22 protein-coding genes are annotated in these 25,283 nt (G+C 67.1%); 13 read left to right on the top strand and 9 right to left on the bottom strand.

The window, feature by feature from the left end:
* Positions 1–19: 19 nt before the first annotated feature.
* A complete protein-coding gene (locus ABD210_RS09815) occupies positions 20–1,270 on the bottom strand; it encodes a class I SAM-dependent methyltransferase (protein WP_344110685.1) in 1,251 nt (416 codons plus the stop codon).
* Between the two features lie 73 nt (positions 1,271–1,343).
* Entirely contained in the window at positions 1,344–1,706 is a 363-nt protein-coding gene (locus tag ABD210_RS09820; protein WP_344110686.1) for a hypothetical protein, read from the bottom strand.
* A 201-nt stretch (positions 1,707–1,907) separates the two neighbouring features.
* On the opposite strand from ABD210_RS09820, the gene ABD210_RS09825 reads away from it, so the two are divergent.
* Both ABD210_RS09825 and ABD210_RS09830 read left to right on the top strand, forming a co-directional pair.
* Complete coding sequence (locus ABD210_RS09825) at positions 1,908–2,510, top strand: ArsR/SmtB family transcription factor (RefSeq protein WP_344110688.1); 603 nt, start codon at positions 1,908–1,910, stop codon at positions 2,508–2,510.
* Positions 2,507–3,895 (top strand): MFS transporter, encoded by a 1,389-nt coding sequence (locus tag ABD210_RS09830; protein ID WP_344110690.1) that lies wholly within the window; start codon positions 2,507–2,509, stop codon positions 3,893–3,895. The genes ABD210_RS09825 and ABD210_RS09830 overlap by 4 nt, the downstream gene beginning before the upstream one ends.
* On the opposite strand, the gene ABD210_RS09835 is transcribed toward ABD210_RS09830, so the two are convergent.
* Positions 3,816–4,934 (bottom strand): hypothetical protein, encoded by a 1,119-nt coding sequence (locus tag ABD210_RS09835; protein ID WP_344110691.1) that lies wholly within the window; start codon positions 4,932–4,934, stop codon positions 3,816–3,818. The genes ABD210_RS09830 and ABD210_RS09835 overlap by 80 nt on opposite strands.
* Before the next feature lie 109 nt (positions 4,935–5,043).
* On the opposite strand from ABD210_RS09835, the gene ABD210_RS09840 reads away from it, so the two are divergent.
* The 6 genes from ABD210_RS09840 to ABD210_RS09865 all read left to right on the top strand — a co-directional run bounded on the left by ABD210_RS09840 (position 5,044) and on the right by ABD210_RS09865 (position 11,536).
* On the top strand, positions 5,044–5,802 hold the full coding sequence (locus ABD210_RS09840; protein ID WP_344110693.1) for an IclR family transcriptional regulator: 759 nt from the start codon (positions 5,044–5,046) through the stop codon (positions 5,800–5,802).
* A 377-nt stretch (positions 5,803–6,179) separates the two neighbouring features.
* Entirely contained in the window at positions 6,180–7,139 is a 960-nt protein-coding gene (locus ABD210_RS09845; protein ID WP_344110694.1) for a carbohydrate ABC transporter permease, read from the top strand.
* Positions 7,129–8,046 (top strand): carbohydrate ABC transporter permease, encoded by a 918-nt coding sequence (locus tag ABD210_RS09850; RefSeq protein WP_344110696.1) that lies wholly within the window; start codon positions 7,129–7,131, stop codon positions 8,044–8,046. The genes ABD210_RS09845 and ABD210_RS09850 overlap by 11 nt, the downstream gene beginning before the upstream one ends.
* Before the next feature lie 3 nt (positions 8,047–8,049).
* Positions 8,050–9,132 (top strand): mandelate racemase/muconate lactonizing enzyme family protein, encoded by a 1,083-nt coding sequence (locus ABD210_RS09855; RefSeq protein ID WP_344110697.1) that lies wholly within the window; start codon positions 8,050–8,052, stop codon positions 9,130–9,132.
* Positions 9,133–9,167: 35 nt separating this feature from the next.
* On the top strand, positions 9,168–10,487 hold the full coding sequence (locus ABD210_RS09860) for an ABC transporter substrate-binding protein (RefSeq protein WP_344110698.1): 1,320 nt from the start codon (positions 9,168–9,170) through the stop codon (positions 10,485–10,487).
* Between the two features lie 2 nt (positions 10,488–10,489).
* Positions 10,490–11,536 carry a mandelate racemase/muconate lactonizing enzyme family protein gene (locus ABD210_RS09865; protein WP_344110699.1) on the top strand — a complete coding sequence of 349 codons (1,047 nt, stop codon included), beginning with the start codon at positions 10,490–10,492 and terminating at the stop codon, positions 11,534–11,536.
* Between the two features lie 193 nt (positions 11,537–11,729).
* Here ABD210_RS09865 and ABD210_RS09870 read toward each other — a convergent pair whose 3' ends face one another.
* Positions 11,730–13,496 carry an acyltransferase gene (locus tag ABD210_RS09870; RefSeq protein WP_344110700.1) on the bottom strand — a complete coding sequence of 589 codons (1,767 nt, stop codon included), beginning with the start codon at positions 13,494–13,496 and terminating at the stop codon, positions 11,730–11,732.
* 97 nt (positions 13,497–13,593) lie between these two features.
* Between ABD210_RS09870 and ABD210_RS09875 the strand changes: the two genes are divergently transcribed.
* From ABD210_RS09875 to ABD210_RS09890, 4 genes are all read left to right on the top strand, one after another.
* Positions 13,594–14,727, top strand: a complete 1,134-nt coding sequence (locus ABD210_RS09875; RefSeq protein ID WP_344110702.1) for a LacI family DNA-binding transcriptional regulator — start codon at positions 13,594–13,596, stop codon at positions 14,725–14,727.
* A 210-nt stretch (positions 14,728–14,937) separates the two neighbouring features.
* Entirely contained in the window at positions 14,938–16,260 is a 1,323-nt protein-coding gene (locus ABD210_RS09880; RefSeq protein ID WP_344110703.1) for an ABC transporter substrate-binding protein, read from the top strand.
* Between the two features lie 88 nt (positions 16,261–16,348).
* A complete protein-coding gene (locus tag ABD210_RS09885) occupies positions 16,349–17,335 on the top strand; it encodes a carbohydrate ABC transporter permease (RefSeq protein WP_344110704.1) in 987 nt (328 codons plus the stop codon).
* Positions 17,328–18,167, top strand: a complete 840-nt coding sequence (locus ABD210_RS09890) for a carbohydrate ABC transporter permease (protein ID WP_344110705.1) — start codon at positions 17,328–17,330, stop codon at positions 18,165–18,167. The genes ABD210_RS09885 and ABD210_RS09890 overlap by 8 nt, the downstream gene beginning before the upstream one ends.
* Before the next feature lie 75 nt (positions 18,168–18,242).
* Here the strand turns inward: ABD210_RS09890 and efeB are convergent, their stop codons facing one another.
* The 4 genes from efeB to thpR all read right to left on the bottom strand — a co-directional run bounded on the left by efeB (position 18,243) and on the right by thpR (position 22,190).
* A complete protein-coding gene (efeB, locus tag ABD210_RS09895; protein WP_344110706.1) occupies positions 18,243–19,508 on the bottom strand; it encodes an iron uptake transporter deferrochelatase/peroxidase subunit in 1,266 nt (421 codons plus the stop codon).
* Positions 19,505–20,647: an iron uptake system protein EfeO gene (gene efeO, locus ABD210_RS09900; RefSeq protein ID WP_344110707.1), complete on the bottom strand. Its 1,143-nt coding sequence runs from the start codon at positions 20,645–20,647 to the stop codon at positions 19,505–19,507. Before efeO ends, efeB begins: the two co-directional genes overlap by 4 nt.
* Before the next feature lie 76 nt (positions 20,648–20,723).
* Positions 20,724–21,575 (bottom strand): iron uptake transporter permease EfeU, encoded by an 852-nt coding sequence (efeU, locus tag ABD210_RS09905; protein ID WP_344110708.1) that lies wholly within the window; start codon positions 21,573–21,575, stop codon positions 20,724–20,726.
* A gap of 51 nt (positions 21,576–21,626) precedes the next feature.
* On the bottom strand, positions 21,627–22,190 hold the full coding sequence (gene thpR / locus ABD210_RS09910; protein ID WP_344110709.1) for an RNA 2',3'-cyclic phosphodiesterase: 564 nt from the start codon (positions 22,188–22,190) through the stop codon (positions 21,627–21,629).
* 208 nt (positions 22,191–22,398) lie between these two features.
* Between thpR and ABD210_RS09915 the strand changes: the two genes are divergently transcribed.
* Positions 22,399–23,859: an LLM class flavin-dependent oxidoreductase gene (locus ABD210_RS09915; RefSeq protein WP_344110710.1), complete on the top strand. Its 1,461-nt coding sequence runs from the start codon at positions 22,399–22,401 to the stop codon at positions 23,857–23,859.
* Here the strand turns inward: ABD210_RS09915 and ABD210_RS09920 are convergent.
* Positions 23,856–25,256, bottom strand: coding sequence for a mycothione reductase (locus ABD210_RS09920; protein WP_344110711.1), 1,401 nt, complete (start codon positions 25,254–25,256; stop codon positions 23,856–23,858). The two genes, ABD210_RS09915 and ABD210_RS09920, sit on opposite strands and share 4 nt — an antisense overlap.
* Positions 25,257–25,283: the final 27 nt, after the last annotated feature.

The following is a 25,283-nucleotide window of genomic DNA, read 5'->3' on the forward strand; positions in this document are numbered from 1 at the left end:
AGGACTTTGCGTAGCAAGCTCAGAACACCGCCTCGCGGTCGGGATCAAGGACCAGCGCCGCCAGCCGTGGCTTGACCTGCCACTCACCGACCAGCGCCTCATACTCCGCGCGGACCCCGGCACCGGCATCCGCCCCGGTCCGGGCAGCCCGCAGCAGCAGATTGCGCGGCGTGTGTTCACTGTCCACGAACTGCACCACCTCTACCCGGTAACCGACCTGTCGCAACACCGCGGCTCGCAACGTATCCGTCAGCACATCGGCGAACCGTTCCCGAACGATGCCATACCTGGTCAGAAGCGCGTAAGGCGGCGGTGGTTCGACGCTCTTGAGCTGCTTCTGGATGTCGTGGTGGCAGCAAGGTGCCGCGAGCACCAGCGGCGCCTCCCAGCCGACCGCCCGGGCGAGGGCATCGTCGGTCGCCGTGTCGCACGCGTGCAGCGCCAACACGACGTCCGGCCGGGTCTCGAGCTCGGCGTCCGCGATGGTCGCGTCGACGAACCGCAAGTGGTGCTGCCAGCCGAGCGCGGTCACCCGTCGGGTGTTCCGCCGCCGTGCGGCCGAGTTGTGGTCGATGCCCGTCATCCGCACGTCGTGCCCTGCCTCGGTCAGCAGGTGGTACGCCGCCAGCGTGAGATAGGCGTTCCCGCAGCCGAGGTCGACCACCTGCAGCGGTCGGCCGGACTCGATCCGTCCAGCGGCGAAAGCCTCGTCGAGTGCCGGAGCGAGTTGCTTGCAGAACTCGTCGATCTGCTTGTACTTCGACTGGCGCGACGGCTTCACCCGGCCGAGATGGTCGCTGATGCCGAGCTCGATCAGGAACGGCGCGGCGGGATCGAGCGCGCGCTGCTTCACCCGGTCGTGCTCGGTGTGCTGCTCGCGGGCGTCGTCCTGCCGGTGCAGCAGCGACTTGCCCTTCTTGGTGTACCGCAGGCGCAGCGTCTCCGTGGTCGTCTCGACATGCCAGTTCCCATAGGGCACTGCGAGGAGCCCCTCGACGGCCCGCTCCACGTCCTGGCCGACCTGGGCGTTCCGCGTGTGGGCCTGACGCTCGTCGTACTCGGTGATCTGGAGGTGGCGGCCACCCTTGAGATCGACGTAGCGCACCTCGACCCGCTGGTACTCCGGGGCTTCCGCGCCGCGGCGCCGACCGGATCCGATCGCCCGGACGAACGTCTCCGACGCCAGCAGAGCGGCCCGGAGCTGCTCCCGGGCGTCGGACTCACCGTCCGCTTCGCTCGCGTGGTCGCGAGGACCCGACTCTGCTTGCACCGCCCTATTGTCACCGACCGCCCAACCGCATCACAAAACGGTCTCGCCGATCAACCTCCACCACCCCACTCGATCACCTGAGTTTCTCGTCTTCTGCCAGCAGGTTGAGGATGCGCAGGCGGGTCTCGATGCCACCGGGCTGGCGGCCCAGCTCCTTGACCAGGACGTCCTTGCCGACGTTGCGCTGGAACAGGTCGGTGAGCTTGTCCTCCTCTTCCTGGGTCCAGCCGCGATAGGCGTTCGGGTAGGTCTTCCTGGTCTCCTCGATCCGGCGGCCCGTCGATCGCGCCAGCAGCTCCAGCGAGCGGATCCGGACCTGCCGGTGCCGGCCGACCTCCTCGCCCTCGCGCCAGAACACCACCGCGCCGCCGTCGAACGTCATCAGATCGGCCGGGACATCGCAGTAGTCCGCGTCCTCGAGCGTCACCCGCACCATGTCAACCTCCAGCTCGTCATCGGGCCGCCCGACCACCGCGGCCGTGTCCGGTCCCTTTTCCTGTCACCGGAGAAGATGCCGCGATCCGCCCCGGATCCAGCCACCGATCTCGATCCTGTGGATATCCGCGTGGCACGGGGATTGCACATTTGGTTTGCAAAGACTCTTTGCAAAGCGGCTTTGCGGTTGTACGGTCGGACCATGACCGATGAGCAGGACAAATCGTGGGGTAAGCCGGATCCCGATCAGGACGTCGTCTCGCTGGAAGGGGCCCAGCTGCGGGCCCTTGCGCACCCGATGCGGAATCGGATGCTGGGCCTGCTGCGGTTCTACGGCCCCGCCACCGCCACCACGCTGGCCAGTCGGCTCGGTGTGAATACCGGTGCGACGAGCTACCACCTCCGCCAGCTGGCGGACGCGGGCCTGGTGGTCGAGGACGACGCCCGCGGCAATGCAAGGGACCGCTGGTGGAAGTCGGCCCACCGTGGCACGTACTTCGACTCCAGCGAGATGCTCGAGACCGAGCCGGAGCTGGCGCTCGGCTTCCTGCACGGCATCGGCCAGATCTACTCCGAGAACATGTTCCGCGCGATCGACGAGCTGCAGACCCAGACGCCGGAGTGGCGTGACGCGAGCCTGCTGTCGGACTTCATGTTCCACCTCACGCCGGCGCAACTGGCAGCGATGAAGGACGAGTTGCTGGCCGTGCTGGACAAGTACCGCACGGACCTGTCCGAGCCGCTCGCAGACGGAGCCGAGCAGGTGTCCGTCCAGATCCAGGCCTTTCCCCGGGAGACCCGATGACCGCCACGCCCGATGCCGAGCCCGCACCCGCCCCACCGGCAGCCGGCCGCCACCCGCCCACCGCTGCGCCCGCGCCCAGTACGCCGTACCGGGCTCCGCTGGTTGCGTTTCTGGTCGCGAACGTGGTGTCGCTGTGCGGTACCAGAGTGAGCGCTATCGCGATTCCCTGGTTCGTGCTCGTCACCACGGGATCACCGGTGAAGATGGGGCTGGCCGCGGCGGCCGAGACGCTGCCGCTGGTGGTCTCCAAGGCGTTCGGCGGCCCGCTGATCGACCGTCTCGGAGGGCGCCTGGTCAGTGTGTCCGCCGACATCGGCAGCACGGTGGTGGTCGGACTGATCCCCTTGCTGCACCTGCTCGGCATGCTGCACTTCACCACCTTGCTCGCCCTGGTGGCTGTCGCCGGAGCCCTGCGCGGACCGGGCGACGCTGCGAAGGGAACGCTGATCCCGGACATCGCTGACGCGGCCAAGGTCCCACTGGAGCGGGTGACTGGTCTGGAGAGCACCACAGAGCGGTTCGCCGGCTTCGTCGCCTTCCTGATCGCCGGTGGATTGATCTCCTTGGTCGGAGCGGCGAACGCGCTCTGGATCGACGCCGCATCGTTTGCCATCTGCGCCGCACTGATCCGCGTCTGGGTGCCTCGTCGCAGCGCCGCTGCAGCCGCAGCCCAGGCCGCCGAGGCCGACCAAGAAAATTACCTGCAGCAGTTGCGGACAGGCTGGCGCTTCCTGTCCCGGGACCGGCTGATCCGGCCGCTGGTGCTGATGATCTCGGTGACCAACCTGCTCGACGCGGCGAGCTTCGCGGTGCTACTGCCTGTCTGGGTCCATGACCACGGCCACGGGCCCGCGCAGACCACCCTGATCCTGACCGTCTTCTCCATCACGGCGACTGTGTTCGCCTTGCTCGCAGCATCGATCGGCGAGCGGATCCCCCGACGGCTGGCGTTCACCCTCAGCTTCCTGGTCTGCGGTGCGCCCCGGTTCATCGCCTTGGCTTTCGACCTGCCGCTGTGGGTCATCCTGCTGGCCTTCGCCGCCAGCGGTGTCGGTGCCGGCTTCATCAACCCGATCCTGGGCGCGTTGTTCATCGAGCGGATCCCGCGGCACATGCTCGGCCGGGTCGACTCGCTCGCCGGCGCACTCGGGTGGGCCGGTATCCCGCTAGGCGGCGTACTGGCTGGTGCCGCTATCGCCGGGATCGGCCTGGCACCGGCCTTGCTGGTCGCGGGTGGTCTCTACCTGCTGGCAACGCTCAGCCCGCTGGTAATGGGCGGCAGCGAGAACTGGGGCGGCCGGAGAGCTAAGCAGGATCCGCCGGATCCTGAGGAAACCGCGGAGCATCCGGATCTGGCGGCAGTCCCCACAGCTGCGGCTTCGTGACGACCGCAGGACTCACCTCCCTGCGCAGCCGGGCGCTTTCCGCGCCGAGCACGCCCAGCAGCGCGAGATCCAGCGTCATTCCACCGACAGCCGCGAACTGCGTGCCGGCGAACTGGAAGACCTGGGTGACCAGCAGCGATGTCAGGACGGCAAGCTCGAACAGGCGCACGGCGCGAACCCTGTCCTGACGCCGCAACCGCAACCAACCCCGCAGGGTGAACGTTGCCGATAGCAAGCTTCCTGCCGCCACCCCGAGGACGGGGAAGTTCGTCAGCAACCCGTTGTCGAACCTGATGCCGGCCGCGATCAACGGCGCACTGATCGCCTGCACCACCAGTACTGCGACAGCCACCCGTGGCGCATACGGATGGGTCGACAGCCGGTCGAATCCCCGCTGCACGGCCCGCCAGGCCGCATCCACAGGGGCGATGAGCTCGACCTCATCTGAAGGACAGGCCTCCAGCAGGGCCTTGGTCTCGGCCCACCCCGGCACATCGGGCGGCACCAGCGACAGTTGTTCCCAGGCCTGGGTGAGCCGATGTCGCGACAGCCCGCCGGCGACTCCCTCGACCGCATGGTCGACCACGTTCGCCAGTTGCTCGCGCGGGTCGATCGGCCGCCGGGTGGTGAAGAACCTCGAGGCGAGCACGATCAGCACGAACACGACGTACACGATCGCCGCGGTGGGTTGGTAGAAGTAGTTGTTGTCCGAGGTGACGAACTTGCCGACCTCGTCGATGAACAGGCCGAAGCCGACGCCACCGATCAGGGCGGCAGCCGGCCGCACCACGGGGCCGACGTACGCGAGCAGCAGGAAGATCGCCAGCAGCATCAGCAGGCCGCCGGGGAGCACATGCGCGATGTGCAGCCCTTTGCCGCCGATCTGCGGATAGCCGCTCAGCCCGAGGATCAACCGGGTGATCAGGACGGTGGACACGCCGGAAACCACGAAGGTGGTGAGGTGTTGCGCGGTCTGCACATTACGGACCAGGCCGGCCCGCAACAGATACGGCGACCGCACGCCCGGGGTGCTCATCATTGGGGGGACGTTACCCGTCCGTCCGACGTCTCTCAGCTCCTGCTGCACTTCTCGTATAGTGACAAGCGGAATCCCTTCATCGGAAAGGCCGGCGGAGAGGCGCAGCACTATGGCTCAGCCGCCACAGGGCGTACAGACCGTCACCCGCGCCTTCGAATTGCTGGACCGTATCGCCGACAACGGCGACCCGGTGACAGTGAGCGCCTTGGCCACCGAATCCGGCCTGCCACTGCCTACTGTGCACCGGTTGCTGAAGACGCTGGTGGCACTCGGCTACGTGCGCCAACTCCCGTCCCGGCGTTATGCGCTCGGGCCGCGGCTGATCAGGCTCGGCGAGAACGCCGGGCGGGCCCTGGGCGCTGCGGCTCATCCGTTCCTGGCCGAGTTGGTGGACAGCACCGGCGAAACGGCGAACCTGGCCATGCGGGAGTCCGACATGGTCGTGTACGTCGCGCAGGTGCCGTCGCGGCACGCGATGCGGATGTTCACCGAGATCGGTCGCCGGGTTCTGCCGCACAGCACCGGAGTGGGCAAGGCGCTGCTGTCCCAACTGTCCGACGACGAGGTGAAGGCCATCGTGCAGCGGGTCGGCATGCCTGCGCTGACCGATCGCACCATCACCGATCTCGACGCACTGCTCGCCGACCTCGAGCTGATCCGCGCCCGGGGGTGGGCCGAGGACAACGGCGAGCAGGAGATCGGCGTCCGCTGCCTGGCCGTGCCGGTCGTCGGCACCGGCATCGCGGCCGCCCTGTCCGTGTCCGGCCCGGAGGCCAGGATCACCGCCGACTCCGGCGAACGGATCGGACCGCTGCTGGTCAGGGTCGCCGGTGACTTCGCTGCTTCGATCAACGCCCAGGAAAACTGATTCGGGCCCCTACGGTCACACACCGTAGACGGGTCCGTTCCGGGCGCGTTTCGCGCTCATGAATACGAATGCACCACGGTATTGCGCATCTCACACCGGCGGCCTAATCTCTCGCTTAGTGGGACTCCGTTTTCCACCACGTGGTAACTCCTGGAGGCAGCGATGCCCAACGAATCCGCCACCGTCCCGCACCGGCCCGGCGCCCCGCGGGCCATCCCGACCGGATAGATCCGCCGGCTCCCACCCCCGGTCCGGCGAGCACCGACAGCTGCCCGCCGCCGCTGACGCTTGCCTATAGCAACCAAATTTCCGCACGAGCACCGCTCGTGCAGTCGGTTCAGCACGCCCGGCCACGATGTCGAAGGGGATGACCGACCTTGACGAACACCGTCCTGCCGACCGGCGCCCCGCCACGCAGCCCCGCCCGCCGGCGCCCACAACGCAAGCCCCAGCACAAGCAGAAGCCCCGTCGGCAGAACCTCGCCGGCTGGCTCTTCGTCGGCCCGGTGATCTTCGGCGTGCTGTTCTTCCAGCTCGCACCGGTAGCCGCCTCGCTGATCGTCTCGCTGACGAACTGGTCCGGACTGAACTCGCCGAAGTTCCTTGGCCTGGGCAACTATCGGGAGCTCTTCACCGCGGACGACACGTTCTACTCGTCGCTGAAGAACACTGTGATCTTCACCATCGCGGTGGTCTTCCTGACCATTCTGATCGGCCTCGGACTGGCCGTGCTCTGCAACCAGAAGGTCAGAGGCATCGGCGTCTTCCGGACCTTGTACTACTCCCCCGTGGTGACGAACGTCGTCGCGATCGGCTTCGTCTGGTTCTGGCTGTACGAACCCGACAACGGTCTGTTCAACTCCACCCTGAAGTCCCTCGGGATCGGCGGTCCTGCCTGGCTGGCGGACACCAAGACCGCGTTGATCGCGGTCATCATCGTGGCGATCTGGCAGGGCGTCGGCTATCCGATGGTGATCCTGCTCGCCGGCCTGCAGGCCATCGACCGCTCGCTGATCGAGGCCGCGACCGTGGACGGAGCGACCGCCTGGCGGCGGTTCTGGGCGGTGGTCTTCCCGCTGCTGACGCCCAGCCTCTTCTTCCTGACGATCACCCAGTTCATCTCGTCGTTCCAGGTCTTCGGAATCATCTACGTGATGACCGGCGGCGGCCCGAACAACGCCACCTCGGTGTTCATCTACCACATCTACGAGGCCGCTTTCGGACACGGCCGGCTGGGCTACGCCTCGGCGATGGGCTGGGTGCTGTTCATCATCGTCGGCGTCGTCACGGCGGCCCAATGGAAGCTGGAGAAGCGGTGGGTCCACTATGACAATTGAGCGGACAGCCGAACGTCCCGCCACCGACAGGCGCACCGAGCGGCGCCGGCAAACCACCGTCGGTCCTCGCCAGGTCCACAACAAGCCGCCGAGGCATCGGGCCCGCCGGGCCGCGGTGTTCGCGGTGCTGTTGTTCTTCGCGGTGGTGTTCGCGATGCCGCTGCTCTGGATGGTCAGCGCGTCGCTGAAACCGGAGAACGAGGTCCTGCGGACGCCGCCCACCTTCATCCCGACCACGTTCCTGTGGTCGAACTACAGCCAGGCAGGGCACGGCCTGTTCCCGTTCTTCGTCAACAGCGTGAAACTCGCGACGCTGAACGTCACCTTCCTGCTGTTCTTCGCCTCGCTGGCCGGCTACGGCTTCGCCCGGCTGAACTTCGTCTTCAAGAATCTCGCCTTCGCGCTGTTGCTCTCCACCGCGATGATCCCGAGCATGGTCTACCTCGTCCCGCAGTACATGCTGTTCCGCGAGATGGGGTGGATCGACACCCACTACCCGTTGTGGGTGCCGAACGTGCTCACCCCGGTCTTCGGCACCTTCCTGCTCCGGCAGGCGTTCCGGGGCATCCCGATGGAACTCGAGGAGGCCGCGAAGCTCGACGGCGCCTCCACGTTCGCGACGTTCTGGCGGATCATGCTGCCGCAGGTCAAACCCGCCCTGGCCGCGGTCGGCGCGCTGACCTTCATGGGTTCGTGGAACGACCTGTTCGGTCCACTGATCTTCCTCAACTCGACGCGGCTGCAGACCATGCCGATCGCGCTCGCGCTGTTCAAGGGTGAGTACTTCACCCAGACCAATCTGATGATGGCGGCCGCGACTCTCACGATCCTGCCGCCGCTGCTGCTGTTCCTGCTCGCCCAGAAGTACTTCGTCCAGGGCATCACGATGTCCGGCTTGAAAGGTTGACGCATGCGGATCACCCGGGTCGAGTCGATCATCCTGCTCGACAAGTTGCACCTGATCAAGGTCCACACCGACGAGGGACTGGTCGGCGTGGGCGAGGTCAGTCCGATGAACGCCCAGGTCACCCACGCCATCGTCGAACAGGCCCTTGCGCCTTTGCTGGTCGGCGAGGAGGCGACCGACATCGAGCGGCTGTGGCGACGGCTCTACACCAAGCCGTACAAACTCGGTCCGGGTGGCGCACAGCTGAACGCCATCGCCGGCATCGACATCGCGCTGTGGGATCTGCTCGGCAAGGCGGCAGGACTCCCGGCGTACAAGTTGCTCGGTGGGAAGTACCGCCAGGCCATGAAGGTCTATGCCAGCTCGATGTCGAGAAGCATGTCCCCGCAGGAGGAGGCCGAACGAGCCCTTTCGTACCAGGAGAAGGGGTTCCACGGTTACAAGATCCACTCGTCGACGCCGTGGATGCATGACGACGGGTTCGACCAGACCATCGCGACCGTGACCGCCGTGCGCTCCCTGGTCGGGGACGACTTCCCGATCCTGGTCGACGTCAACAACGCGTACTACGAGCACACCGCGATCAAGCTGGCCCATGCGCTCGAGGAGCTGGGGGTCTGGCACTTCGAGGAACCGCTCGCGGCCCACGACTACGAGGCGTACGCACGCCTTGCCGACGCCGTGGACATCCCGATCGCGGTCGGCGAACAGGAGTACACGATCTGGCAGTTCCGCGATCTGATCACCCGCGGCCGGGTCGACATCCTGCAGCCCGACGTCATCAAGTGCGGTGGCATCACCGAGTTCAAGAAGATCGCCGTACTCGCCGACACCTACACCAAGCCGATCACCGTGCACAACACCCAGCAGACCGTCGGCACCTCGGCGCACGCCCATCTGTGGGTCAGTACGCCGGCCTGCGTCTACCCGCAGGAATACAACATCGAGCACAACCCGATCCTGGACGACACACCCATCTGGCAGAACCCGTTGGTCCCGGTCAACGGCACGATCACCCCCTGGGAACTTCCCGGCCTGGGAGTCGAGCTGGACGAGGACGCCGTCACGAAGCTCCGCACCAACTGAGCAGCCGAAACCCACGGATAGAACAGGACTGACCCATGACGGCAAATCAGGTCTCGCGCAGGTCATTGCTCAAGGGCTTCGGTCTGGCCACGGGTGCGGCCACGTTCGGCGTCCCGCTGGCCGGCTGCGGCTCGAACGGCGGCGGTTCCGGCGGTGGCGGCGGCAACTTCTCCTTCCTCACCTGGGACACCACCTCGGGGTCACCGCTCTACACGGTGGCGGAGAACTGGGCCAAGAGTGCCGGCAAGTCGATCGACATCCAGTCGGTGCCGGGCGACGACTATGACACCAAGCTGCGGACCGTGCTCTCCTCAGGCGCGGCCCCGTCGGGGATCCGGATCAACGACGACTACGTCGCCGGCTACCACGCGGAAGGATCGCTGCTCGACCTCAAGCCGTACCTGGACAAGGACGGCATCAAGCCCGACGACTACTTCCCGGTGGCGTTCAACTTCCCGAAGCAGCAGGACGGCGCCCACGCGGCCTGGCCGATCATGACCAACCCGGGCGTGATCTATTGCAACGTGGATGCTTTCCAGGAGGCCGGCGTACCGCTGCCGCCGAAGGACTGGGCCGCCAGCGGCTGGACCTGGGACGACTTCCTCGACGCGGCCAAGAAGCTGACCAAGCCGAACGGTGAGCGCTGGGGCGCGCTGATCTTCCCGGACACCGCCTTGGAGACCGTCTGGCCGGTCAACAACGGCAGTGACGGGATCTACTCCAAGGACGCCACCCGATTCACGCTGGCCGAGCCACAAGCCACTGAGGCCGTCCAGTGGATCGCTGATCTTGCCCTTGTGCACAAGGTACATCCGGATTTCGCTACCGTGACAGCCGGACGGCAGACCCCGAACTGGGCGCTGTCCCAGCTGGGCACCGGCAAGGTCGCCATGCTGCTCGGGCTGACCAGCGGAATCCCCTACCTGCGCAAGAACGCGAAGGTCAAGTGGGACATCTTCCCGCCACCCATGAAGGTCGCGCGGAAGACCATCAACACCATGACTGTGCTCGCGATCCCGAAGGCGTCCAAGGATCCCGACGCGGCCTGGGCGTTCATGAAGTACTGCGTGGGTCCCGACGCGTCGAAGCTGCTGGCGGGGTCCCGCGGCTTCATGCCCGTCAGCAAGACCTCATCGGCCTTGTTCGTTCCCGACGACAAGGCCCCGGCCAACCTCGCGCTGGTCACCTTGGCGCTGGACAACGCGGTGAACGAGAACTTCAGCCGCTACATCGAGCGGGCCCGGACCGTCTACCGGCCGGTGCTCGACGATGTCTGGAGCGGCAAGAAGACGGCGGCCGCAGCGCTCGGCAGTGTGAAACAGAAGGTGGAAGACGTCCTGGCAGGCAAGGGGTAAACATGAAGATCACCGGCATCGGTGTCGAGGTTGTGTCCAAGCCCAAGGCGCACGCCGTTCGCGACGCGCTCCAACTGCTCGACCGCGACGGCCACACGAAGGTGGTGATCGAGACCGACGAAGGCATCACCGGCGTCAGCGACACCTACTTCGGCAGGGTGGCCAGTTCTCCGGCGGTGCTTGCCGCCATCATCACCGACCAACTGGCACCCGCCATCGTCGGTGACGACCCCACGCTGATCAGGCAGGTCCGGCAGAAACTCTGGAGGCTCACGGACTACCAGGGCAGCACGGGCCTGTCGTTGTTCGGCATCTCCGCGATCGACCTGGCACTGTGGGACCTGCTCGGCAAGTCGTTGGAGGTGCCCGTCTGGAAACTCTTGGGTGCCCAGCGGACCTCCATCCCGACATACGCGATGGTCGGCTGGCTCGAGCTCGACGTACCGGGCCTTGAGGCGGTCTCCACCAAGGCGATGGAGCAGGGGTTCCGCGGGGTGAAGATGAAGGTCGGCGGCGGACCGCTCAGTGAGGACATCAGCAGGATCAAGGCGGTCCGGGCGGTGATCGGGCCGGATGCCCCGCTGATGGTCGATGCCAACCAGGCGTTCAGCTACAGCGAGGCGCTGCGCCGCGGACGCGCGTACTCCGACCTGGGTTGCGAGTGGTTCGAGGAGCCGCTGCCGGCCGCCGACACCGAAAGCCACATCCGGTTGGCGGACAAGCTCGACATCCCGATCGCGACCGGCGAGAACCGCTACGGGCAGGCGCAGTTCCGCGACCTGATCACCGGTGGCGGCGTCGGTGTCGTTCAACCGGATCTCAGGCGGGCCGGCGGTCTGACCGACTGTCTCGAGATCGGGCTGATGGCGGCAGGCTTCGGAATTCCCTATGCCTCGCACGGCGGCGGCGCCCATATTCACGTGCTGGCCGCGCTGCCCAACACCATTTATGTGGAGAGTGGCCTGCTGCCGCCCGACGGTCGGGTCGAATTGGTCGACGGCTGCTACCCGCTGCCGCTGGAGCCCGGACTCTCGTCCTGGAGCCACTGAACACAACGACGGCCGACGCATCGGCCGGCACCGGGCACCCAGGACAGCACAAGAAGAGTGTGGCGACGAACGTCATCGGACGAGAGCGGCGATCACCACGATGGCGACAAGGGCCAGCAGTACGACAGAGGTGACGAGTCGTCGGGTCCGGGGGTCCACCGGCTAAGGCTAGTGGACCCCCGTCCGACGGCCCTCATCCCCGTGGGCTGTCCGGTACTGCGGGACGCCGCAGCCCGGGCAGTTCCACCAGGGGCTCCGGCCGGTGGACTCCCCGGGGCCGGTAGCCGAGCACGTCCGAGATGCCGAGGTAGTCAGTGAGCAGCCAGATGATCGCCAGCCACATCTCGGTGCCCTGCAGGCCCGGGATCGCCCGGTCGTCCCGGCCGTCGGGTGCGAAGGCGAAGCCGGCACCGTCCACCCACCGGGGCAGGATCTGCGCGAGCATCGTCTCCGCCCAGCGCATCCCCTCGGCCCGGCCGAAGTCGGTCTGCTTGCCGGCCAGCCAGAGGGGGTGGATCACGTCGAGCACGTTGCAGGCGTTGTAGCCGTCGCCGCTGAACACCGCGCGATCCTGCGCGTGAGTCAGCAGGGTCTTCACCGCCGCCTCCGGATAGGGCAGCGGAAGGCCGAACTGCGCATAGGTGCCGCGGGTCAGCCGGTAGAAGCCGTTGACCACCTGGAGCCACCCGTCGTCGGGGTGCGGGTGACCCCACGCTCCGGTCTTCGGGTCCGCCCGGACCGCCAGCCAGCCCATCAGCTGGAACAGCGGATCGTGGCCGATTCCCTCGTGGTCGTGGAGGTTCCGGGCGATCGCGGTGCCGAGGGCATCGATTCCCGCGCCCGCCCCCCACGCGTTCCTTGCCCAGGGCAATCCATCCAGCCGGGCGTCGAGATCGTCCACCGCCTGCGCCGCGCGAATTGGATGCTCGAAGCAACTACCGAGAACCTGGAGCGCGTAGCCGACGCAGAGAATGTGGTAGCTCGCCGGACCTTCGAGCACGGACAACCCGGTGAAGTCGACCGGCTCCTCACGCGCGAGGTCCCCGGGAGCGACCAGGCCGGACTGCGGGTCCTGCCGGCTGCGGAGGCGGCGTACGAGGTCGTCCGTCGCGTGACCGGAGGGGGCACGGCGAAGGAGCAGGTCGGAGATCTCGATCGCGTCGCACCATGGACGGATCGCGGGCTGATGGCCCAGGCCGGGACGGTCGACGAAGCGCTCGCCGTCGAAACAGCGGGCCAGCACGTCGTTGACCTGCTCCCGGGCCCTGCCGGCAAAGGCAGCCGCTCGCTCCGGCAAGCCCGCCGCCACCTGCGCGCCGCGGCTCGATCCGCGGCTCCGCGAGTGACTGACGGCCGACGAGCTCGCGGAGTCGGCAGGGTTGTCGCGGCGATCCCGGATCTTGCGGGCTGGGTTGCCGACCACAACGGCCCACTCGTCGACGTCTTTGGTCACAACCGCCCCTGCACCCACGATGCTGTGCGCGCCGATGGTCACGCCGTCCAGCACGATCACGTTCGAGCCGATCCAGACGTCGTCACCCACGGTGATCCCGAGCGCCGTGTGCGGCTGCCGGAACATCGGCTGATCGGTCATGGCGGTGCCGTGGTTGAAGGCGAGCAGGGACGTGTGCGCACCGATCCGGACGCCGTCGCCGATCGTGATCCTGCCGCGGACCACGGCGAACGGGTTGATCGTCGAGTTCGAGCCCAGGCTGATCTCGCCCGTGACGTAGGCCTGCGCGGCGATATACGACCGCTCTCCCATCCGGAGCTCGTCGCAGAACACCGCGGCAGACGACGCTACGTAGGCGTCCGCGGCGAGGTCGGTCTTGCCGACTTCGGCCAGCTCGCGATGCCGGTCCGCCTGCTCGCGGCGGTCGTCCTCGGACCCCCGCCGGGTGTACTCCCAGGGAAGGAAATCGAGGCGTCGGGCAACGGCTCGACGGTGTTGACCAGTCATTGGATAACGTTATCCAAGACTCCCGCCAAGGCGCACGCATCGGCCAGTCGGCGGACACCGCTGCTAATGTCCGGGGCATGCGGGGTGGGAGCACGAGATGACGACACCCGGATCCTTGGACGGTGATGAGACCGTCGCAGACGGTCCGGCGAGCAGTGGTGGGCGCCGGAGCCAACGGGTCACCATCAGCGATCTCGCCCGCCGGCTGCACATCTCCAAGGCGTCCGTCTCGTACGCGCTGAACGACCGCCCCGGGGTCAGCGAGGAGACCCGCAGACGGGTGCTCAGCCTGGCCGAGGAGCTCGGCTTCCACCCGAACTCGGCTGCCGTGGCCCTGTCCGCGAGCAGGACCCGGACGATCGGCATCGTGATCGCCCGCGATCCCGCGCTGATCTCGACCGAAGCGTTCTACATGCACACGCTGGTCGGCATCGAGCAGTACCTGAACGAGGTCGACTCCTCCCTGCTGCTGCGCCTGACCGGCGAGCACGGCGAGGATCTGGACGTACTGCGGCGCTGGAGCCGGCAGGGACGCGTGGACGGGTTCATCCTGTTCGACGAGCACAACGACGATCAACGCGTGCCGTTGCTGAAGGAACTCGGGGTTCCCTGCGTCGTGGTGAGCTCGAACGCCCCGGACGACGGTGTCGGGCGGCTCATCAGCTCGCCCGAGCAGACCGTGACGTTGCTGTTGGACCACCTGGCCGAGCTCGGCCACCGGGACATCGCGCACGTCAGCGGGCCGTTCACCTTCGTGCACGAGCAGTTGCGGGTGAAACTGCTGGCCGAGCACGCGAAGCGGCGCGGGATCCGGGTGACTCATCTCGAGGGAAGCTACCGGTATGAGGACGGGGCCGAGATGACCCGCACGGTCCTCGCCAGGAAGAAGCGACCGACGGCCCTGGTGCTCGGCAACGACCTGATGGCGGTGGCCGCGCTGCGGGTGGCGATGGACCTGGGCACGGCGGTGCCGGACGAGCTGTCGATCGTGGCCTGGGACGACTCACCGCTGTGCGAGCTGGCGCGGCCGGGGATCACCGCCGTGGATCAGCAGACGATGGAGCGCGGCCGGATGGCGGCCGACCTCCTGTTCCGGATCGCCGCGGGCGAGTCCGGCCTGCACTGGGAAACACCGGCCGGCGTACTCCGGGTCCGCGACTCCTCCGCCCGGGCCAACCGCACCACCCCAGGTCGCGGGCCGACGCGCCGCCTCCGCCCGGCGTCCCCGTAGTACGGGCCGAACGCGCCTTGCGCGGTTGTGCGCATAGTTCGGCGAGACGCGCGGATAGGCGTTTTCGGGATGGGTACGAGGTCACGGAGCAGTAACGAACCTGACCCAACTGAACCGGTTCGGGTTCCCATACTTAACCGGTTAGGCCACTATGGGCCCGACCAGCCTCCGCTTCCCTGCCGGGGGCTCGATGGGACGAGGGAGTCCGACGTGAGACTGCGTTCGCTTGTAGCCGCAGTAGCGGTGTCCGCCCTGGGAGTCAGCCTGGCCGCTTGCGGCGGCAATGACTCCAGCGGCAGCTCGAATGGCGGCAGTGGTGGAGACCAGACGCTGACCTACTGGGCCAGCAACCAGGGCACCAGCCTGGACAACGACAAGCAGGTCCTGACCCCGGTGCTGCAGAAGTTCACCCAGCAGACCGGCATCAAGGTGAACCTGGAGGTGATCGGCTGGAACGACCTGCAGACCCGGATCCAGACCGCGATCACCTCCGGCCAGGCCCCGGATGTGGTCAACATCGGCAACACCTGGGCCGCCTCGCTGCAGGCCACCGACGCGTTCCTGCCGTTCGACGGCGACGCGATGAACGCGATCGGAGGGAAGGACAAGTTCGTGCCGACGGCCCTGGCGACCGGCGGCAAGGAGGGCACCGACCCGACCTCGGTCCCGCTCTACGGTCTGGCCTACGGCCTCTACTACAACAAGGCGATGTTCGCAGCGGCCGGCCTGCAGCCGCCGAAGACGTGGGAGGAGATGGTTGCCGACGCCAAGAAGCTGACCAACCCCGCGAAGAACCAGTGGGGTATGGCGCTCGCAGCCGGTAGCTACACCGAGAACGTGCACTTCGCCTTCATCAACGCCGCTCAGAACGGCGCCGACTGGTTCGACAAGGACGGCAAGCCGACCTTCACCGGTGACGGCAACGTGCAGGGCGTCCTGCGGTACCTCGACCTGATGCAGAAGGACAAGGTCGCGAACCCGTCGAACGCGCAGTACGACAACGGCACCAAGTCGGTGAACGACTTCGCCAACAAGAAGGTCGCGATGGTGATCAACCAGAACAACGCCGACTCCTCGATCGTTGCCAACGGCATGAAGGCCGGCGAGTACGGCGTGGTGCCGTTCCCCGCACCGACCGGTGCCGCGGCGCCGGTCGCCAGCCACGTGGCCGGGATCAACCTGTCGATCTTCAAGACCACCAAGAACAAGGACGCGGCGCTGAAGTTCGTCAAGTACATGACGGAGGCCGACACCCAGACCACGCTGGGCAAGCCGTTCTCCTCGCTGCCGGTGCTGAAGGACGCGAAGCCGGTCTTCACCACCGACGCGACCGAGGCCGCGACCTTCCAGGACGTCTACAACACCAAATCCAAGCCGCTGCCGCTGGTCCCGGCCGAGGACCAGTTCGAGAGCACCATCGGCAAGGCGATGAACAGCATGTTCGCCAAGATCGCGACCGGCGGCACGATCACTGCCGATGATGTGAAGGCCGCCCTCAAGACCGCCCAGGATCAGGTGGCCGCAAGCAGCTGACACGCGACCGGTGGCCCGGGCGACGCCGTCCGGGCCACCCTCGTAGTCAGCCCGTCGACCCCGTGATCCACAGACAGGAGGCGACCGGATGTCCGTCGCCACAAAAGAGGCCCCCGCGGGCCCAACGGCGCCGAAGCCGCCGATCAAGAAGCGGGGCGGCCCGGACCACCGCCCCGGCCTGAGCCGGAAACTGCCCTACCTGCTGCTAGCCCCCGCGGTACTGCTGGAACTACTGATCCACATCATCCCGATGCTGGTCGGCATCTGGATGAGCTTCGTGAAACTGACCAAGTTCTTCATCGCGAACTGGTCGGCGGCCCCCTGGGCCGGGTTCAACAACTACCGGGTCGCGGTCGACGTTCACAACAGCGTCGGCGAGGGCCTGCTGAAGTCCTTCGGCGTCACAGTGGTCTTCTCCCTGATCACGGTGACCCTTTCCTGGTGTCTCGGGATGGCTGCGGCGGTCGCGCTCCAGCCGCCCTTCAAGGGACGCAGCGCGGTAAGGACGTTGTTCCTGGTGCCGTATGCGCTGCCGGCCTACGCGGGCATCCTGACCTGGAACTTCATGTTGCAGCGCGACACCGGCGCGGTGAACCACGTGCTGGTGGACAACCTCGGCGTCCTGTCCGACCGGCCGTTCTGGCTGATCGGGGGCAACGCGCTGACCTCGCTGATCACGGTCGCGACCTGGCGGTTGTGGCCGTTCGCCTTCCTGACCTTGATGGCCGGCCTGCAGAGCATCCCGAAGGATGTCTACGAAGCCGCTTCCGTCGACGGCGCGGGATCAGTGCGGCAGTGGCGCAACATCACCTTGCCGTCGCTGCGGCCGGTCAACCTGGTCCTGGTACTGGTGCTGTTCCTGTGGACCTTCAGCGACTTCAACACGCCGTACGTGCTGTTCGGTACTGCGCAGCCGCCGGCGGGTGACCTGATCACCTTCCACATCTACAACGCGTCGTTCCTGACCTGGAACTTCGGCTCCGGTGCGGCCATGTCCGTGCTGCTGCTGATCTTCCTGATGATTGTCACCGGCACCTATCTCATCGTCACCGGACGGAGGTCGCGTCGTGCGTGACACCAAGGGTTTCAAGATCTACCGGGCCGTCGTGCTCACGGTGCTGGGGCTGTTCGTCCTGGTACCGATCTACGTGATGATCACGTCGTCGCTGAAGCCGTTGCGCGACGTGCAGGGCGCCTTCACCTGGTGGCCGTCGAACCTCACCACGGCGCCGTTCGTGGACATGTGGAAGACGGTGCCGCTGGCGCGCTACTTCGTGAACAGCACGATCGTGTCCGTGGTCGCGACCATCGCCTCGGTGGCGATCGCGATCCTGGCCGCGTTCGCGGTGTCGCGCTTCCGCTTCCGGGGCCGGACCGTCTTCACCACCACGGTGTTGTCGACGCAGATGTTCCCCGGTGTGCTGTTCCTGTTGCCGTTGTTCCTGATCTTCGTGAACATCAACAACTCGACCGGCCTGCAACTGGTCGGCACCAGGCTCGGCCTGATCATCACCTACCTGACCTTCAGCCTGCCGTTCTCGATCTGGATGCTGGCAGGGTATTTCGACAGCATCCCGCGCGAGTTGGACGAAGCGGCATTGGTGGATGGCTGCGGTCCGATGGGCGCACTGGCCCGGGTCGTGCTGCCCGCTGCCCGGCCGGGCGTGATCGCGGTGGCGATCTACTCGTTCATGACGGCCTGGGGTGAGGTGCTGTTCGCCTCGGTGATGACGACAGAGGCAAACCGGACGTTGTCGGTCGGCCTCCGTCAGTACTCGACCCAGACCAACGTCTACTGGAACCAGATCATGGCCGCCGCCCTGGTGGTCAGCGTCCCCGTGGTGATCGGCTTCCTCCTCGCCCAGCGCCACTTCGTCGCCGGCGTCACGGCCGGCGCCGTGAAGTAGCCCCCTGTACTACGAGTCGCGCCCGCCGCGGGGATTCCCCGCGGCGGGCGCGTTGCGTAGTACAGGGTCAGGGCTTCAGGTGAAGAGCTTTTCGCCCCAGTAGGAGCCGGGGGTTACGCCGCCCGGGCAGGCGAAGCTGCCTGAGCCGACGTGGCGGATGTACTCGTTCAGGGTGTCCGAGCGGGACAGTTGCTGCTGGATAGGGATGAACTGCTTGCGCGGATCCCGTTGGTAGGCAAGGAAGAACAACCCCGCATCCAGTCGGCCGAGCCCGTCCGAGCCGTCGACGAAGTTGTAGCCACGGCGGAGCAGTTCCGCACCTTTGTTGAACTGCGGGTGGGCGAGCCGGACGTGCGAGTCCATCGCCACCTTCTGCTGACCGTCGGCGCCCCTGGCGTTGAAGTCGATCGGGTCGAACTCGTCGGCCTTGCCCAGCGGAGCGCCGGTCCCCTTGCCCCTACCGATGATCGCCTCCTGCTCGCCGAGCGACGTGCGGTCCCAGATCTCGACGGTCATCCGGATCCGGCGTGACACCAGGTAGGAGCCGCCGACCATCCAGTCCGGGCCGTCCTCGGGCTGCACCCAGAGCTGCTGCTCGAGCTTGGCGGTGTCTTCCAGCTTCAGGTTGTTCGTGCCGTCCTTGAAGCCGAACAGGTTGCGCGGGGTGGTCTGAGCGCGCGAGGTGGACGACGTCCGGCCGAAGCCGAGCTGGGAGTACCTGACCACGGTGGTGCCGAAGCCGATCCGGGCCAGGTTGCGGATCGCGTGCACCGCGACCTGCGGGTCGTCCGAACACGCCTGGACGGCGATGTCGCCGCCGCTGCGGTTCGGGTCGAGGTTGTCGCCGATGAAGTGCGGCAGCTCCACCAGCGCCTTCGGGCGGCGGGCAGCGATGCCGAAACGGTCGTTGCCCTTGGCATCGGTGAAGAAGCTGGGCCCGAAGCCGATGGTGAGAGTCAACCGCGCGGGAGGCAGACCGACTGCCTCGCCGGTGTCCTCCGGTGGGGCTTCACCCGGGCCGTTCACAGCGCCGTACTGGCCGATGTCGCGGCCCGCGGTCATCAGGGCGGCGGCCGCGGTCCACTCCTTCAGCAGCGCGATCACCTCGTCCCGCTTGGTCGCGATGACGTCGAAGGTGGCGAAGTGCAAGCGGTCCTGGGCCGGCGTGACAATGCCTGCCTGGTGTGGGCCGTGGAACTCGACCGGGCCGCTGGTGTCCGCTGCCTGCGACTCCTCGCCGGTCAGCACCGAGTGGGCGGCGTATCCGGCGACCCCGGTGGCGACGGCGGCTCCCGCGGCGCCGAGCAGGCCGCGACGGGAGACTCCCTGGCGTTGGGTCATTTCTTCGCAACCACTCCGGCGACCTTGCTGACCGGTTCGGCCAGCGCGTCGACCACCGCGCCGAGCTGCTTCTTCTCGGCCTCGGTCGCGGTGTAGGGCTTGAAGCCGTCACCGACGCGGTACTTGTCCAGCGCCGCGAAGACCGCCTTGAAGTTGGTGTCCAGAGTGGTCACCAGCGCCGGGTCCCGCTGCTGCAGAGCCGGTCGGAGCGCCTGGATGGCGGCCTGGGATCCCTCGACGTTGGCCTGGAAGTCCCAGAGGTCGGTGTGCGAGTACCGGTCCTCCTCACCCGTGACCTTGCCGGTGGCAACCTCGTCCAGCAACTCCTTCGCACCGTTGGCCAGTTGCAGCGGGTTGAGCTTGACGACCTTGGCCTTCGCGACCACCGTCTTCACGTCCACCAGCAGCTGGTCGGCGTACTTCTCCATACCCTTGGTGGTGTTCTTCTCCCACAGGGACTGCTCGATCCGGTGATATCCGGTCCAGTCCGTGCCGGGCTCGACATCGTTGACCCGGGCATCGATCTTCGGGTCGAGGTCGCCGAACGACTCGGCGACCGGCTCGATCCGCTCCCAGTAGGTCCGCGAGACCGGGAACAGTGCCTTCGCCTTCGCGACGTCGCCGGCCTTGACCGCGGTGACGAACTCGGTGGTCTTCTGCTCCAGCGCGACCGCCTGCGAGTTGATGTAGCTCTGGTAGCTGTCCGCGGCCTGCTTCAGCGCGGTGTCCTCGTCGACCTGGGCGGCCGCGGCGCCGGTGACGTTCAGGTCGCCGCGGATACCGTCGCCCACCATGCCGGGCTTGCAGACAGCCTGGTACTTGCCGGTCGGCAGTTCGACGATCAGGTCCCGCTTCAGGCCCGGGCCGATGTTCTCCACCTCGCCCATCACCCGGTCACCCTCGGCATACACGTAGAACTCGGTGACCTTGCTGCCGTTGTTGGAGATGGAGAAGGTGCTGGTGCCCGACTTGACGTCGGTGCGGCTCAGCGAGCACTCCGAGTCGGTCGCCTTGACCGCGACCGGGCCGGCCGTGTCACCCGGCGCAGCTGCCGGCGTCTCCTTGGCGCAACCTGTGAGACCGGCGAGCAGCAGTACTGCGCCGGTGGCGGTGGCCCGGCGGGCCGTGAAGGTGATCATGCGGGATAGCTCTCCTGGACGATTCCGGCGTTTCAAGCGGTTCGGGCGGTTCAGGGGTTCAAGCGGTTCGAGGGCGTCAGGCGGCTTCGGCTTTGGCCTCGGCGGGCACCTGCGACGGCGGCGTACTGCGCTTGACCGGGCGGAAGTAGAGCACCAGCACGGGGAAGAGGTAGACCAGCCAGGCGGTCGCCTCGATCACGGTCGGGGCCGGGCTGAAGTTGAAGATCCCCTTCAGCAGAACGCCGTACCAACTGTCCGGCGGGACCAGGTGGGAGATGTCGAAAGCGATCGTCTGCAGGCCGGGCAGGATGTTGGCCTCCTGCAGGTCGTGGAAGCCGTAGGCGAAGATGCCGGCGGCGACCAGGATCAGCAGCGCGCCGGTCCAGTTGAAGAAGACGCCGAGGTTGATCTTGACCGCGCCGCGGTAGATCGCGCAGCCGAGCAGAACCGACGCGGCCAGGCCGAGGATCACGCCGAGGAACGGTGTCGCCGTGGTCGCGCCGGCCGCCGAGGCGTAGACGATGAACGCGGTCTCGATGCCCTCGCGGAAGACGGCCAGGAAGGCCAGCAGGACGACGGCCCGGGAGCCCAGCTCGAGGGCGTTTCCCATCCGCTCGCGCAGCTCCTTCGCGATGGTGCGGGAGGCCTTGCGCATCCAGAAGATCATCCAGGTGACGAACCCGACCGCGATGATCGACATCACGCCGCCGATCGTCTCCTGGGCGGTGAACGACTTGGCCGTCAACGAGGTGATGAAGTGCAGCACGGCCCAGCCGGCGACCGCGACGGCGACCGCCGCGGCCACACCGGCCCAGACCAGCTTGAGTCGATCGCGATGCCCGGATTTCACCAGGAAGGTGGCCAGGATGCTGACAACCAGCGATGCCTCGAGCCCCTCACGGAGCCCGATGAGGAAGTTGGCGAGCATGACGGAACTCCAAAACACTTCGGATGTTAGGTACGGCTAACCTTCCGAAGGTTAACCTAAGAAGTCCCATTCGCCCACTGTGTCGTACGCCGCACCGTGGCTCGGCCCCTCGCCGAGCCGCGACGAGATCAGCTCGATACTTCCCGCGGTCCAGGCCGGCCCCTCGTACTCGTCGAAGATCCGCACCCACTTGACCACGTCCATCGGCTGCCGCAGCCGGGCCAGCGTCAGGTGCGGCGTGAACTTCCGCCCGTCCACGGTCACCCCGGCCTTGTTGGCCGCCGACCGGGTCGTCATCGCCAGGTGCGGCAGCGCCTCGGCCTCATCTCGTACGCCGGTCCAGAGCACCCGCGCGTCCGCCACGCTCGGGAAGGCCCCCGCTCCCCTCAACTGCAACTCGAACGGCTTCTGCCGCTTCGCAGCCGCCTCGAGCCGCTCCCCCAACTCATCGGTCTTCCACTCCGGCACGTCGCCCAGGAACGCCAGCGTGACGTGCCAGGTCTCGTCCGCCGCCCACCGGATGTCCTCATCCGGATGCGCCCGCCGCGGCTCCACGAACTCGCTGAGATGCTCCACAACCTCCACCGGCGGCACCACCGCCACAAACAATCGCATCCCCCAACCCTAGAACGGCGCGGCAACCACTTTCCGACCTTCTAGGACGAGCTGGCTCGGCCACCAGCTGGCGACGCCGGCCCGGTAACGGCTTCTTCGTCCGGTAGCGCCCAATTTTGCCGCCAGTGGTCGAAGAACCCGGCAGCCGACCCACTTCGCGACCCCGCGCGCCCCAGCCTTTTGGGGGTGCAGGGGGGCAGACTGAGGTATGGACGATGAGGGGCGGAATCTGCCGGCGCCGTGTGTGGTGGTGCTGGTCGGGCCCGGGGCGGCGGGGAAGTCGACCTGGGCGGCCGAGCGGTTCGCGGCTGAGCTCGTGGTCTCGAGTGATCGGCTCAGGGCACTCGTGGGCGCCGGCGAGGACGACCTCGCGGCCAGTGCGGACGCCTTCGCATTGCTGGAGGAGGTGGTCAAGCAGCGGATCCGGCGGAGGCTCACCACCGTGATCGACACGTTGGGGCTTGATCAGGACCGGCGGCGCAACTGGCTCGCTCTGGCGCGGGAACAGGGGATCCCCTGCGTGGCCGTCGCGTTCGACACCCCCGCGGCCGAGTGCCGGCGGCGGAACCGCGAGCGGGCCAAGCGGATCCCGGCCGACGTGCTCACCGCGCAGCTGAAGACCTGGGGCAGCGTCAAGAAAGAACTACCTGACGAGGGGTACGACGAGATCCTCGCGCCCCAGGCCGTCCGCGTCGTACCGGAGGCATTCGTGCAGGCGACGCAAGCGGCGCAGCGGCAGCAGGAAGCGCCGGCAAAGCTGCAGTTCGGCCTGCAGTTGAGCAGCTACACCCACAAGGCAGGCCGCAAGACCACAGCGGAGTGGATCAAGGAGCTCGCGACCAAAGCAGAAGCGGCCGGGTTCAGCAGCATCTACGTGATGGACCATTTCCGGCAGATCCCGCAGGTGGGCCGGGCTTGGGAGGACTTCCTCGAGAGCTGGACCACGCTCGCCTACCTGGCGGCGTGCACCGAGCGGGTGAAGCTGGGCACGCTCGTCACCGGCATCACCTATCGCAACGTCGCCCACCTCGGCAAGATCGCCGCGACTCTCGACGTGCTCAGCGGTGGCCGCGCGATCTGCGGACTCGGGCTCGCCTGGTTCGAGGCCGAGCACAAGGCGTACGGCTGGGATTTCCCGCCCGTCAACGACCGGTACGACCTGCTCGAAGACGCGTTGCAGTTGCTCCCGATCCTCTGGGGCCCGGGCAACAAGCCGTTCCGCGGCAAGGTTCTCGACGTACCGGACACGACCTGCTATCCGCGCCCACTACAGGACAAGCTGCCGATCCTCATCGGCGGCAGCGGCAACCGGACGCTCAGATTGGCAGCGAAGTACGGCGACGCCGCCAACGTCTTCGGTGATGTCACGCAGGTTCGTCGGCGAGCAGAACTCCTGAAAGGCTCGCAGGCCAGGCTGACTCACCTGTCGACAACGCTCGTCGGCAAGGACCACCAACAGGTCAACGAACTCGTCGAGCGACTCCGGCCGCGCAACCAGGACCCCGCGAAGTACGCCGCGTCCGTCAACGCCGGCACCATCACCGACCAGATCGGCAGGTTCCGCGAGCTTGCCGAAGCCGGCGTCGCCGAGGTGATGCTCAGCCTGCCCGACCTCGACGACGACCTCGCTCCGATCGACAAGATGGCCGACGTCATCGCCGCGTTCTAGCTGCCGAGCTTGAGGTTGAGCAACGCGTTCTCGATCAGCTCGGGCATCGCGGGGTGGATCCAGTACTGACCGCGGGCCATCGTGTGGGCGTCCAGGCCGAAGCTCATCGCCTGGATGACCGGCTGGATCACGGTCGACGCCTGCGGACCGATCACGTGACAACCCAGCAGTTGACCGGTGTCCGGGTCCGCGAGGATCTTGGCGAAGCCGGTGGTGTCCTCCATCGCCCAGCCGTAGGCGATGTCCGCGTACGCCTCGCGACCCACGACGTACGGGATGCCCTGCTCGACGGCCTCCTCCTCGGTCAGCCCGACGGACGCGACCTGCGGCGAACCGAAGACGGCGTGCGGCACGAACCTGTGGTCGGAGTCGATCCGGTCGTCCGGGTGCAGCAGGTTGTGCCGAATGACCCGGGCCTCGTGGTTGGCGACATGCTTGAGCTGGTACGGCGAGCAGAGGTCGCCGAGCGCGTAGATCCCCTCGACAGCGGTCTCCTGGAACTCGTCGACCACCACGCGACCGTCTTCCCCCAGCTCGATGCCGGTGGACCCGACGTTGAGAATGTCGGAGTTCGGCGTCCGCCCGACCGCGACCAGGAGCTCGTCCACGACGAGCTCAGCCGGGCCTGCCGGACTCAGCATCTCCAGCGTGATCGCGCCGTCCGGACGCCGTAGTACGCGGACTGTGTCGTGGTTCAAGCGGACGTCGTAGCGCTGCACGGCGAGCTCCGTGTAGCGGGTGGCGATCTCCTTGTCCTCGTGCCTGAGCATGAGGTCGGAGCGCGCGATCACCGTCACCTCGACGCCGAGGGACGTGAACACATGCGCGAACTCGGCCGCGACGAAGCCACTGCCGATGATGGCCAGCCGGCGAGGCAACTGCTCGAGCCGCATGACCGTCTCGGAGGTGTGAAAACCCGTCTCGACCAGCCCCGGGATGAACGGGACGATCGGCCGGCTCCCGGCCGCGAGGACGAAGCGATCGGCGGTCAGTACCTCGGTTTGCCCGTCATCGGTCCGCGTGACGGTCAGCTCGCGCTCGGCCGTGAACCGCCCGGTGCCGTCGTACAGCGTCACGTTCGCGTTGTTGGCATGGTGTCGCCTGTACTCCGAACCGCTCGCCGAGATCGGGTCGATCCGGCCGAAGATGCGGTCGCGGATCTCCGGCCAGTGCACGGCGGTGACCTTCTCGTCGATGCCGAACCGGGAACTCTCCGAGGGCACGGCGGCCAGGTCCGCGGTGTGCACGAACATCTTCGTCGGGATGCAGCCCACGTTCAGGCAGGTCCCGCCGAAGGTGCCGCGCTCGACGATCGCCACTTTCCAGTCGGCGAACTGCTTGGTCACGATCGTATTGCCGGAGCCGGTCCCGACGACCACCAAGTCGTAATGAGTCACACCCCATTGTGCGCGTGACCCGCAAGG

The organism is Kribbella alba, from assembly GCF_039529635.1.
Lineage (GTDB): Bacteria > Actinomycetota > Actinomycetes > Propionibacteriales > Kribbellaceae > Kribbella > Kribbella alba.

Excerpts from the sequence above, each read along its gene's own strand:
- ABD210_RS09820 (WP_344110686.1), bottom strand. The coding sequence starts at position 1,706 with ATGGTGCGGGTGACGCTCGAGGACGCGGACTACTGCGATGTCCCGGCC.
- ABD210_RS09825 (WP_344110688.1), top strand. The coding sequence starts at position 1,908 with ATGACCGATGAGCAGGACAAATCGTGGGGTAAGCCGGATCCCGATCAG.
- ABD210_RS09830 (WP_344110690.1), top strand. The coding sequence starts at position 2,507 with ATGACCGCCACGCCCGATGCCGAGCCCGCACCCGCCCCACCGGCAGCC.
- ABD210_RS09835 (WP_344110691.1), bottom strand. The coding sequence starts at position 4,934 with ATGATGAGCACCCCGGGCGTGCGGTCGCCGTATCTGTTGCGGGCCGGC.
- ABD210_RS09840 (WP_344110693.1), top strand. The coding sequence starts at position 5,044 with ATGGCTCAGCCGCCACAGGGCGTACAGACCGTCACCCGCGCCTTCGAA.
- ABD210_RS09850 (WP_344110696.1), top strand. The coding sequence starts at position 7,129 with ATGACAATTGAGCGGACAGCCGAACGTCCCGCCACCGACAGGCGCACC.
- ABD210_RS09855 (WP_344110697.1), top strand. The coding sequence starts at position 8,050 with ATGCGGATCACCCGGGTCGAGTCGATCATCCTGCTCGACAAGTTGCAC.
- ABD210_RS09860 (WP_344110698.1), top strand. The coding sequence starts at position 9,168 with ATGACGGCAAATCAGGTCTCGCGCAGGTCATTGCTCAAGGGCTTCGGT.
- ABD210_RS09865 (WP_344110699.1), top strand. The coding sequence starts at position 10,490 with ATGAAGATCACCGGCATCGGTGTCGAGGTTGTGTCCAAGCCCAAGGCG.
- ABD210_RS09870 (WP_344110700.1), bottom strand. The coding sequence starts at position 13,496 with ATGACTGGTCAACACCGTCGAGCCGTTGCCCGACGCCTCGATTTCCTT.
- ABD210_RS09875 (WP_344110702.1), top strand. The coding sequence starts at position 13,594 with ATGACGACACCCGGATCCTTGGACGGTGATGAGACCGTCGCAGACGGT.
- ABD210_RS09885 (WP_344110704.1), top strand. The coding sequence starts at position 16,349 with ATGTCCGTCGCCACAAAAGAGGCCCCCGCGGGCCCAACGGCGCCGAAG.
- efeB (WP_344110706.1), bottom strand. The coding sequence starts at position 19,508 with ATGACCCAACGCCAGGGAGTCTCCCGTCGCGGCCTGCTCGGCGCCGCG.
- efeO (WP_344110707.1), bottom strand. The coding sequence starts at position 20,647 with ATGATCACCTTCACGGCCCGCCGGGCCACCGCCACCGGCGCAGTACTG.
- efeU (WP_344110708.1), bottom strand. The coding sequence starts at position 21,575 with ATGCTCGCCAACTTCCTCATCGGGCTCCGTGAGGGGCTCGAGGCATCG.
- thpR (WP_344110709.1), bottom strand. The coding sequence starts at position 22,190 with ATGCGATTGTTTGTGGCGGTGGTGCCGCCGGTGGAGGTTGTGGAGCAT.
- ABD210_RS09915 (WP_344110710.1), top strand. The coding sequence starts at position 22,399 with ATGGACGATGAGGGGCGGAATCTGCCGGCGCCGTGTGTGGTGGTGCTG.